This window comes from Methylocystis suflitae (assembly GCF_024448135.1).
Taxonomy (GTDB): Bacteria; Pseudomonadota; Alphaproteobacteria; order Rhizobiales; family Beijerinckiaceae; genus Methylocystis; species Methylocystis suflitae.
In genome coordinates, this window is sequence record NZ_JAMRYX010000063.1 from 49,197 (window position 1) to 59,826 (window position 10,630).

General features: G+C 62.3%; 11 protein-coding genes and 1 tRNA gene. 9 read left to right on the top strand and 3 right to left on the bottom strand.

The annotated features are described in order from the left end of the window. Positions 1 to 131: 131 nt before the first annotated feature. The 4 genes from NEI07_RS05065 to NEI07_RS05080 all read left to right on the top strand — a co-directional run bounded on the left by NEI07_RS05065 (position 132) and on the right by NEI07_RS05080 (position 4,095). Positions 132 to 1,127: a class I SAM-dependent methyltransferase gene (locus NEI07_RS05065; RefSeq protein ID WP_256033147.1), complete on the top strand. Its 996-nt coding sequence runs from the start codon at positions 132 to 134 to the stop codon at positions 1,125 to 1,127. Next, positions 1,124 to 2,056 (top strand): SDR family oxidoreductase, encoded by a 933-nt coding sequence (locus NEI07_RS05070; RefSeq protein WP_256033149.1) that lies wholly within the window; start codon positions 1,124 to 1,126, stop codon positions 2,054 to 2,056. Before NEI07_RS05065 ends, NEI07_RS05070 begins: the two co-directional genes overlap by 4 nt. A 4-nt stretch (positions 2,057 to 2,060) precedes the next feature. After that, positions 2,061 to 2,756 carry a class I SAM-dependent methyltransferase gene (locus NEI07_RS05075; RefSeq protein WP_256033150.1) on the top strand — a complete coding sequence of 232 codons (696 nt, stop codon included), beginning with the start codon at positions 2,061 to 2,063 and terminating at the stop codon, positions 2,754 to 2,756. Positions 2,757 to 2,865: 109 nt separating this feature from the next. Further along, entirely contained in the window at positions 2,866 to 4,095 is a 1,230-nt protein-coding gene (locus NEI07_RS05080) for a TIGR04372 family glycosyltransferase (RefSeq protein ID WP_256033151.1), read from the top strand. A 24-nt stretch (positions 4,096 to 4,119) separates the two neighbouring features. Here NEI07_RS05080 and NEI07_RS05085 read toward each other — a convergent pair. Beyond that, positions 4,120 to 4,209, bottom strand: a tRNA-Ser gene (locus tag NEI07_RS05085). A gap of 127 nt (positions 4,210 to 4,336) precedes the next feature. Here NEI07_RS05085 and NEI07_RS05090 point away from each other — a divergent pair. Further along, complete coding sequence (locus NEI07_RS05090; protein WP_256033152.1) at positions 4,337 to 4,654, top strand: hypothetical protein; 318 nt, start codon at positions 4,337 to 4,339, stop codon at positions 4,652 to 4,654. 32 nt (positions 4,655 to 4,686) lie between these two features. After that, positions 4,687 to 5,337: a peptide-methionine (S)-S-oxide reductase MsrA gene (gene msrA, locus NEI07_RS05095; RefSeq protein WP_256033153.1), complete on the top strand. Its 651-nt coding sequence runs from the start codon at positions 4,687 to 4,689 to the stop codon at positions 5,335 to 5,337. Positions 5,338 to 5,341: 4 nt separating this feature from the next. On the opposite strand, the gene mepA is transcribed toward msrA, so the two are convergent. Further along, positions 5,342 to 6,271: a penicillin-insensitive murein endopeptidase gene (mepA, locus tag NEI07_RS05100; RefSeq protein ID WP_256033154.1), complete on the bottom strand. Its 930-nt coding sequence runs from the start codon at positions 6,269 to 6,271 to the stop codon at positions 5,342 to 5,344. A 155-nt stretch (positions 6,272 to 6,426) separates the two neighbouring features. On the opposite strand from mepA, the gene NEI07_RS05105 reads away from it, so the two are divergent. The 3 genes from NEI07_RS05105 (at position 6,427) to NEI07_RS05115 (ending at position 9,240) form a co-directional block, all read left to right on the top strand. Next, a complete protein-coding gene (locus tag NEI07_RS05105; protein ID WP_256033156.1) occupies positions 6,427 to 6,978 on the top strand; it encodes a L,D-transpeptidase in 552 nt (183 codons plus the stop codon). 244 nt (positions 6,979 to 7,222) lie between these two features. Then, a complete protein-coding gene (locus NEI07_RS05110) occupies positions 7,223 to 8,203 on the top strand; it encodes a hypothetical protein (RefSeq protein ID WP_256033157.1) in 981 nt (326 codons plus the stop codon). Beyond that, entirely contained in the window at positions 8,200 to 9,240 is a 1,041-nt protein-coding gene (locus NEI07_RS05115; protein WP_256033159.1) for a heparan-alpha-glucosaminide N-acetyltransferase, read from the top strand. The genes NEI07_RS05110 and NEI07_RS05115 overlap by 4 nt, the downstream gene beginning before the upstream one ends. A gap of 142 nt (positions 9,241 to 9,382) precedes the next feature. Here NEI07_RS05115 and trpB read toward each other — a convergent pair whose 3' ends face one another. Then, on the bottom strand, positions 9,383 to 10,621 hold the full coding sequence (gene trpB, locus NEI07_RS05120; protein WP_256033161.1) for a tryptophan synthase subunit beta: 1,239 nt from the start codon (positions 10,619 to 10,621) through the stop codon (positions 9,383 to 9,385). Between the last annotated feature and the right edge of the window lie 9 nt (positions 10,622 to 10,630).

Sequence of the window (10,630 nt, forward strand, 5' to 3'; positions counted from 1 at the left end):
TTTGCGGATCGGAGAGATTGCGCGAACTCGTGTCGTTTCGCGAGTTGCCGCGTGTCACCTCTGACGCTCGACCGTGGCCCGCAGGCGGAAGGCTTGCGTGTTGTGAAGAGTGTGGCGCCGCTCAAAAAATCGTGGACGACGCCTGGCGCGCGGAGATCGCGCAGATCTACCGGAATTACGAATTATACCACCAGTCTCAGGGCGACGAGCAACCGATCTTTTCGGGTCAATCGACCGGGCCGCAACCTCGCTCCGCCTTGATAATAGACTATCTCGATGGCGCGCTCACGCTTCGCGAGGACGCGCGCGTCCTGGATTTCGGATGCGGAACCGGCTCGGCGTTGAAGACCTTTTCAGGTCGCCATCCTCGCTGGCGCCTTTACGGCGCGGAAATCCGCGACGACGCGCGCGAGCGTCTTGCGCAACTGCCGAATTTCGTCGAGCTCTATACCTGCGATCTTGACGCGATCGACGCGCGCTTCGACCTCGTCACCCTCATCCACTCGCTTGAGCATCTCATCTCGCCGGTCGACACATTGATCGAGCTGCGGCGTCTCATCGGCGACGATGGGCGCGTCTTCGTGCAGGTTCCGGATTGCGCAATCACGCCATTCGATTTCGTCATCGTCGATCATCTCACGCACTTCACTGTCCAGTCGCTCCGCCGCCTGGGCGAACGCGCGGGCTACGAGACTGTCGCCGCCCACGACGCCTTGCTCCCCAAGGAATTGAGCTGGATCGGTAAAGCCGTCGCATCCCGCGACCGACCGGCGGAGACGCCTCAAAAGGGCTTGGATGAAATCCGCGCTCAGGTCGACTGGCTGAACGCGCAAGTGCGCAACTCGCGAGAGCTCGCGCGTTCAAGCGCGAATTTCGGTATTTTTGGCACCTCCATCTCCGGAACATGGCTCGCGGGCGCGGTCGGTGACGAGGTCGACTTTTTCGTGGACGAAGACCCCCAGCGCATCGGACGAGAGCACATGGGCAGGCCCATCATCGCGCCTGACAACGTCGCCGAAAATTCCGATGTCTTCGTTCCGCTGATTCCGAAGGTCGCCGCCGCAGTAAAATCCCGCTTGACGAGACAGGGCGTGCGTTACCACGCTCCCGCGGACATCGTCAGATGAGCGCCAATACCAGCGCACGATATTGCGTCATCGGGGGAAGCGGAGCCATTGGCTCCGCGTTGATGAAAAGCTTGAGCGCGCAACGAATAGAAGCGATCGCGTCGACCAGGCGTCAGCCGGTCGATCGCCAAAACGAATTTTATCTCGACCTCGGCGCCGATCTGCCCGAGCTTTCATTCTCGGCGCGCGACGTGGTCGTCCTTACGGCGTCGATGACGCGACTGGCGGAATGTCGATTGGAGCCGGAGCTCGCTCGAAGAGTGAACGTCGACGCGCAGGTTCTCATTGCGGAGCAGGCGGTGAAGAAGGGCGCTTTCGTCGTTTTTCTTTCGACGAACCAAGTGTTCGACGGAACCAAGAGCGGCGTCGGGCCCGATGAGCCCCGCTCGCCTCGTTCCGTCTATGGAAAGCTGAAGGCCGAGGCGGAATCGGCATTGTCGCGCTTGGGCGATTCTGTCGCGATCGTCCGCCTGAGCAAAGTCGTTGGTCCGCATCTCGATTTATTCCAGCGATGGCGCCGCGAATTGTCGCGGGGCGAAACCATCGAGGCCTTCGACGATCTGCTTTTGGCGCCAATCGCGATGGCAAAGGTCGTGGCAGGGGTCGAGCTTATCGGTCTTAGGCGGCTGGGCGGCGTCTGGCATCTGGGCGGTTCCGACGAAATCAGCTATCTACAAGCAGGACGCCACCTTGCTTGCCTTCTTGGCGCTGACGCGCGATTGGTCGTCTCGGCCAGCGCCGCGAAGGCGGGAATTCCTGTCGAGGAGCGGCCGCCGCGAGTCTCGATGGCGCCGGGTAACCTAGAAACCGCTATTGGCGTTCGAATCGGCGATGCCTTAGAGGAACTCGACATCGGGTTGGGGTTTGCCGATTGGACGCGAACCGATATTTGTTCTCGAAGCGGCGAGATTATCCCTCAGGCGATGTAGAATCATGACGGATCAGGTGGAGCGCGAAGGCGAAAAGCAATACGCGGAATTTGTCGCCGAGATTCGCAAGCACGGCCATCAGCGTATGGGTTTGATGACGAGCTGGGCCTATCTCGACGATCCCAAGCGCCTCGCTTTTATGATGGCGCGTTACAAATTCGTGGCGAAGATGCTCGAAGGCGCCGACCATGTTCTCGAGGTCGGCTGCGGCGACGGGTTTGGGACGAGGATCGTAGCTCAGGCCGTCAGGAAAGTGACGGCCGTTGATTTCGACCCGGAGTTTATCGACGACGCTCGAGCTGTCGCCGGCGATCGTTACCCCATCTCGTTTCACCGCCACGACATGGTTGCGACCCCTTTTCCCGGCAGCTTTTCGGGCGCCTATAGTCTCGATGTTCTCGAACATATCGATCGCGCCAACGAAGACGGATTTATTTCAAATATCGTAGCGTCACTGACGCAAGACGGCGTTTGCATCATCGGCGCGCCATCGCTCGAGTCGCAGGCCTATGCGTCGCGGATGTCTCGTTTGGGTCATGTGAACTGCAAGACCCAGGCCGAGCTGAAAGACACGATGCTTCGCCACTTTCGAAACGTCTTCATGTTCGGCATGAACGACGAAGTTCTTCATACAGGTTACGCAAAGATGACGCATTACAACATCGCATTATGCGCCGGGCCGATCGCGGCGAATAGTTAGTGGCGAGAGATGGATGCGCCGGCTCGTCGCTCGCGCGATAGCGTTTCCTGAATTAATTGGAGCGAGCGCTATTATTCGTTCGCAAACTTAAAGGACGGGATCAATTGGGATGAATGGCGATCGAACAGGCCTCACCGAACAAAAGTTGGAGCGTCACGGTCGTTATTTTTATCCCATTTATGCCCTTTGGGCGCGAATCCTCAGCCGGTTGGGATATCGCTTTCTGCACACGCATATTTGGCTGATCGAAGATTTCGGCCAGCTTGCGATGGATCTAGACGTTTATCTGAAGCGGCAAATACTCTCGGGACGAAAGGTCAAGCCAATCCTCCTGGTTGACGGTCGCACGCCCGCCAATGAGGCGCTATTGGCGCATTGGACGCGCTATATTCATGTCGTGCGCTCACGCGCGATGAATTTCCTACTGCGGCCATTCTTGCAGTTTCCGGAGGTCGTCGACGTTATTCCGGCCTATTCCATTGCGAAGGGGGGCGCGTCGCATAATCACGAAATTCTGCGCCTCTGGGGTGACCGGCCGCCGCTCTTGCAGCTTTCCGAAGCGGAAATCGCCAAGGGAGAGGAGCAGCTGCGGGCTTGGGGCATGCCGGAAGGGGCCTGGTTCGTATGCGTGCATTCGCGTGAAGGCGGCTTCAAGCCCGTCCACGACTGGGCGCATAATTTTCGGAATTCACGGATCGACGGTTACCAAGAGGCCATGCGGGAAATCGTTGCGCGCGGCGGCTGGTGCATCCGGGTCGGCGACGCGACGATGGAGCCGCTGGCGCCGGCCCCAGGGATTGTGGATTATGCGCGGTCGCCTGCGAAAAGCGCGTGGATGGATGTTTTTCTCCTCGCGCGGTGTCGCTTTCTGCTCGGCAACACCTCTGGGGTTTTCATTATCTCGGGAATTTTTGGCAAGCGGTCGGCGCTCGCTAATATGGCGCCGATTGGCGCGGCCTATGCGCTTTTTCCGGGCGATATAACCATTCCCAAATTGCTTCAGGACGCGAGCGGACGCACTTTGTCTTTTGGCGAGGCGCTGGCGGACACCTCATCCGAATACCACCTTGCCACGCAGTTCGCCGAACGAGGCTTACGCCATATTGACAATACGCCGCAGGAAATCGCCGAACTTGTCCTGGAAATGATGGATCGGCTCGAAGGAAAATTCGTTGAAGATCCAGAAGACGCCGACTTGCAGGCGCGGTTTCGCGCCTTGATGCGCCCGGAGCATTATTCATGGCATTCTGCAGGTCGAATTGGCGCCGCTTTCCTGCGTCGCCATCGTCATCTGCTCGACGCACAGGCTCCCCTTGAGAAAGAGGATCACGGCTCCTAGGCCGTCAAGGCTGCGCATGAGTACTGGCGGAGGGGGCGGGATTCGAACCCGCGATACGGTTTCCCGCATACACACTTTCCAGGCGTGCGCCTTCAACCACTCGGCCACCCCTCCGCGAAGCGCGCAATATATTCACGCGCGCCTAGAACGCAAACGCTAGCATGGACAGAAGCGGCCGCGGCGCCTATTCTCCCCACGCTTTTTCGATCCATCGCAACATTTCCGTTCGCACGAAGAGACCATGCTGCGACTCCTCACCAGACTGATCGGCCTTCTCTTGCTCGCCGGCGGCTTCATCGCCCTCATCGTGGACGGCACGCGCTCGATCGCCGCCGGCCGCGTGACGGTGACGAGCCTCGGCAAGGGAGCGTCGGAGCTTTTTCCCGGCCTCTATCAGTCCATGCAATCGAGCGTCGAGAACGTCTCGGCCTTTCTATGGGACCCGGTTCTGACCACGCTGATGCTGGCGCCGGTCAGCGTCGCCTTCGGCGGCGTCGGGGCCCTGCTGATCCTACTCAGCCACCGGCGGTCGGCGCCGCTCTATTACGCCCGCCGCTAGATTCCCTCGGGCCGCCACACTATATCGCCGCCATGACCATCTTCGACGAACTCGGTCTTTCCAAGCTGCTCGGGCCGATACCCGACCGCGAGACTCCGGTGGCGCATGGGGCGCGCCATTTCGTCAACGGTCGGCCGCTCGACCCGCCGTTTCCGCTCGGGTCCGAGCAGGTCCTCTTCGGCATGGGCTGCTTTTGGGGCGCCGAGCGCAAATTCTGGCAGGCGGGCGACGGCGTCTATGTGACGGCGGTCGGCTACGCCGGCGGCGTGACAAAAAATCCCACCTATGAGGACGTCTGCAGCGGCCGCACCGGCCATGCGGAGGTGGTGCGGGTCGTCTACCAGCCGCCGGTGATGACCTTCGAACAGCTGTTGCGCATTTTCTGGGAGGGCCATGATCCGACGCAGGGCATGCGCCAAGGCAATGACGCCGGCACGCAATATCGCTCGGCCCTCTATGTCTCGACGCCGGAACAGCTCGCCGCCGCGAAGGACTCGCTCGCCATGTATCAACGCGTATTGACGCAGGCGGGCCTCGGCGTGATCACGACGGAAATCCGCGAAAACGCGCCGTTTTATTACGCCGAGGAGTATCACCAACAGTATCTCGCCAAAAATCCCGGCGGCTACTGCGGACTCGGCGGAACCGGCGTCGCCTGCCCGCTCGGCGACTGCTCCGCCTGAAGGCTTACTGCGCGCGCAACACCTCGCGGCAGGCGGCAGGCAGGCCGGCCATCGTCATCGGCGGCCAGCTCTTCCCCGATTTCTTCGCATGCAACACCCCGTCCTGGAACCACCAGGCGAGCGAGGAGTCGCAGCCGTCGCCAGCGGGCGTCGGGTCCTGATCGCGGCAGTTGGAGCCGTTCGGGCAGTGAAGCCGGATGTGGAAGTGGTAGTTGTGCCCCCACATCGGCCGGACCTTGTGCATCCAGCTTTCGCCCTGCGCCGAGCGGCAGAGCGCACGTTTGATCGCGGCGTTGACGAAGATGCGCTGCACGGCCGGCTCCATCGCCGCCGCGCGGATCAAGGCGATGTGGCCCGCGCTCCAAATGTCGGGCCGAACGTCGAGCCCGTCGTCGCGCACGACGTCCGTCGACATCAGCTCTTCGCGCTCTTCGCGCGTCAGCTCGCGATTGGGCATCGGCGTTAGCCAAATATCGGCGTCGAGCCCGATCTGATGGGACGCGTGGCCAGAGAGCATCGGCCCGCCGCGCGGTTGCGACAGATCGCCGATGAGCAGGCCCGGCCAGCCCGATTCGCGCGCGGCTTTCGACGAGAAATGCTTCAAGAAGGCGATGAGATTGGGATGTCCCCAATTGCGGTTGCGCGACAGGCGCATGACCTGCCAGTAGGGGCCGTTGATCGGCAGCGGCTCGCCGCCCGCGAGACAGCCGCGCGAATAGAAGCCGATCGGATCGGGATGTAGCGGCGCGGCCGCATGCGCGCGGCCAAACAGCTCTCGCGCCGGCGTCGCCGGACTCGACGGATTGGCGAGCGGCGGCAGCGGCTTCGGGTCGAGCGCGCCCTTATCCTGCGCCGGCGCGCCAGTAACCATGGCGATCGCCGCGACGGCGAGTAGCGCCGCACAAAGCCTGCGCAATGTCGAACCTGTCATCATGGGCTTTCGCCCCCCAGTCTCCATAATTGCCTGCGCCGCGTAAAGCGTCGCGATAGAGCCTTGCCGCGAAAGCTTAACGCTTCATTTAGCTTTGTTGTAGCGCCAAGCCAGCGCAAGAGCGCCGGGCATGCTGCGCGTTGGGTCAGGAGTCCGCTATGCGTTTTTCAGTCATCCTTCCCGCGACGGTTTCTCTGATCGCCGGCCTCGGCGCGGCGAATGCCACCACACACATCCACATCAATCTTTCGACGCAGACCATGCATGTCCAGTCTTCGTCCGGCAGCTATTCGTGGCCGGTGTCGACTGCACGCGCCGGCTATTCGACGCCGCGCGGCTCGTTTGCGCCCACCGGCATGCAGCCCATGCATTATTCGCGAAAGTATCACATGTCGCCCATGCCCCACTCGATCTTCTTCCGCGGCGGCTATGCGATTCACGGCTCCTATGCGACGGGGATGCTCGGCCAGCCGGCGTCGCACGGCTGCGTGCGCCTGTCGCCCGGCCACGCCGCGATGCTGTATCAAATGGTCCAGAGCGAAGGCGGCCGCATTTCCATCACCGGCGCGCCGCCACGTAGCCATTACTATGCCAGCGCCGAGCGCGGCAGGGGCGTCCACTATGCGTCCTCGCGCGGCCGCTCCTATTATGGCTCGGGCTATGCAGTCGCCGATCCTTTCGCCGCCCTCTTTGGCGGCGGCCTTTTCTGATCGCCAAGCGCTTCCCGATCACATCGAAAGATAAGGAATCGCTCAAAAGCAAAATGCTGGAGCAGGTTCTCATCGAAAAAGTCCGTCAACTTTTTCGCAAACCTGCTCTAAGCAACGGCCTGTCCGAGCCGGGCGGGCCCACTCCTTGTTTTCGCCTTTTGCGCCGCGTTAATGCATCGCGACGCTTGCCGCGCGCTTCCTTTGCGCGCGATAAGGACCTCAAAAGCAACAAGGAATCTTCCAGTTGACGACATTCGATCGCCGCCGCTTTCTTTTGGGAGCCGGCGGCTTGGCCTTCGCCGGCGCAGCCTCGGCGGAGACTCCGGAAGCGGCCGAAGAGTTGCAAGTTCGCGTCGAGAACAATTCGGCGCCGGAGCTCTGCGCCGAGAAGGACAATGTCGAGCTCGACTTCATCTCGCCGCGCGTGCGCAGTCTGCAGATCCAGGCGGTGCACCCCTCCTACATCAACACGATCGCCTCGGATCGCTGGGCGCCCGATTGGTCGAGCTGCGATTTCACCGTGGACCCCAAGGCGTTTTCGCAAGCGCGCCGCAAGACCTTCTGGGAGACGCCGGAATTCTGGCTAACGGGCTACACCTTTCCCTCGTTCTGGCGCCCCAACGACGTGCCGATCCGCGTCGGCGATACGGTCGAGCACGGCTTCCATCTGATCCAGCTCTGGATGTGGCGCCGCGAGCGCGCCGAAGAGATCATGGTGCTCTATCCGCCCGACGGCTATTGGCGGGCGCGGCCGCTGCCCTTCGAGGACATGCGCTGGACGGCTTACGGCTCGTCCTTTCTCGTCGGGCCGGTCGAGACGCAGGAGCGGCCGATCGTCGATATCGAGGAAATCGTCTTCGAGCCTGAATCGCGCAGCCTGATCCTCAAATTCCGGCGCGGCGGCGAAGGCCGCCTCTCGATCAAGAGCGTCGATCAAGACCGGATAACGCTCGACGTCTCCTTCAGTCAGGCGATGCCGAACGGATTGCCCTTCGCGGCGCTGCGGTCGATGTACGCCATGGAGACGATGAGCGACGCCGCCATTGTCGCCTGGCGCAGCAAGCGCGGCAAGAGCTGGGAGGAAGCGCCCGTCATTCGCTTCCCCGGCGCCAGCGCGACGGAAGTGTGGGTCGGCCGCCATCTGCCCTCGCGCCACAATCTTTCCGCGCCCGATATGGTGTTCAGCAAATTCCAGGGCGCGCCGCCGGCGGCCGCGCGCCGATGATTGAGGGCCGCTGGCAGGCGCTCGACGCGGCGCGCGGGATCGCCGTTCTGGCGATGATCGTTTTTCACGTCATCTGGGACCTCGCGCATTTCGGCTATGCGCCGGCGACTCTTCCCTGGTCGGCGCCCGTCAAAATATTCGGCCATTCGATCGCCTTCGCCTTCCTGTTCATCGCCGGCGTCGCGCTGGTCCTGGCGAATCGCGATTCAATGCGCTGGCCGGCCTTCTGGCGCCGCTTCGCGCTCATCGGCGCGGCGGCGGCGCTGGTGACGGCCGGCACCTATGCCCTTTTTCCCACCTCCTATGTGTTCTTCGGCATTCTGCATTGCATCGCGGTCGCCAGTCTGATCGCGGTTCCGTTGCTTTTCGCGCCCTGGCCAGTCGCGTTCGCGTGCGGCGCCTTTTTCCTTCTCGCCGGATCGTTCTTCGCGTCGTCCGCCTTCAACGCCGATTGGCTGCAATGGATCGGGCTTTCGACCAGCGAGCCGATGACCCAGGACTGGCGTCCACTGTTTCCCTGGGCGGGCGCGCTGCTACTCGGCGTGGCGGCAGGGCGCGCAACCCTCTCCTCGCAAACGAGGTTTTCCTCGTTTGCGCATCGAAATGTCAAAGTCGGCAACAGCCGACTTTGGAGGGAGAGGGTGGATGCGAAGCATCCGGGTGAGGGGTTGCGAGCTTCGTCGGGAAAACCCCTCACCCCGGCGCTCCGCGCCGACCCTCTCCCGATGGGAGAGGGTTTAAACTTCCTCGGCCGGCACAGCCTGCTCATCTATCTCGCGCATCAGCCGGCGCTCTTCGCGCTCCTTATGGGCCTCGCCTATCTCATGCCGCCCGCCGTCGACGCGACGGAATTCATCGCCTCATGCGAAGCGCGCTGCATGAATGAGGGCGGCGAAGGAAAAATTTGCCACGACGCCTGCGCGTGCACGGCGCGGGAAGCGATCAGCAGCAAGGCGCTCGCCGGCGTGACCGATGAGACCGAGCGCGGACGAAGGCTCAACGAGATCGCGCAAAAGTGTGTGGCGAGTGGCAGATGAGCCTTGCATTGCCCTCATGCTGAGGAGCGCCTGAAAGGCGCGTCTCGAAGCACGAGGGCGCAGCGCAATTTCCCTGCCCCTTCGAGACGCGAGCTGCGCTCGCTCCTCAGGATGAGGGAATTGCTTCGTCTGCCTCAGCTCTTCACATCCCGCCGAGATGCTCGGCGACGGTGAAAATGTCCTTGTCGCCGCGGCCGCACATATTCATCACCATCAGATGATCGCGCGGCTTCTGCGCCGCGAGTTCGAACACTTTCGCCAGCGCATGAGAGGGCTCCAGCGCCGGGATGATGCCTTCCAGTTTTGAGCAGAGCTGAAACGCGTTGAGCGCCTCCTTGTCAGTCGCGTTCAGATATTTCACGCGGCCGATCTCATGCAGCCAGGAATGTTCCGGGCCGATGCCGGGGTAATCCAGCCCCGCCGAAATCGAATGGCCTTCGAGAATCTGGCCGTCGTCGTCCATCAGAAGATAGGTGCGGTTGCCGTGCAGCACGCCCGGACGCCCGCCGGTGAGCGAGGCCGCATGGCCGTTCGGCACATCGACGCCATGTCCCGCCGCCTCGACGCCGTAAATCTCGACGCTCGCGTCGTCGAGAAACGGATGGAACAGGCCGATGGCGTTGGAGCCGCCGCCGATGCAGGCGACGAGCGAATCGGGAAGCCGCCCCTCCATCTCCTGCATCTGCACGCGCGTCTCATTGCCGATGATCGACTGAAAATCGCGCACCATCGCCGGATAGGGATGCGGGCCCGCCGCCGTGCCGATGCAGTAGAAGGTGTCGGCGACATTCGTCACCCAGTCGCGCAGCGCCTCGTTCATCGCGTCCTTCAAGGTCCGCGCGCCCGACTGTACGGGAATAACCTCGGCGCCGAGCATCTTCATGCGGAAGACGTTGGGCTTCTGCCGCTCGACGTCGACCGCGCCCATATAGACGACGCAGTCGAGGCCAAAGCGCGCGCAGGCGGTGGCGGTGGCGACGCCATGCTGGCCGGCGCCCGTCTCGGCGATGATGCGCTTCTTGCCCATGCGCCGCGCGAGCAGAATCTGCCCGAGCACATTGTTGATCTTATGCGCGCCGGTGTGATTGAGCTCGTCGCGCTTGAAATAGACCTTGGCGCCTTTGCCCTCGCCCGCGCGGGCCCGCACATAGTCGGTGATGCGCTCGGCGAAATAGAGCGGCGAGGGGCGCCCGACATAGTGCTTGTGAAGGCCGGCGAGCTCCTCGTGAAAGGCCGGATCGGTCTTTGTCTTCTCGTACGCCTCTTCGAGATCAAGTACGAGCGGCATCAGCGTTTCGGCGACGAAGCGCCCGCCGAAAATGCCGAAGCGGCCGTTTTCATCCGGGCCGGCGCGGAAGGAATTGGGAATCGGCTTGTTCACGGGGCGTGT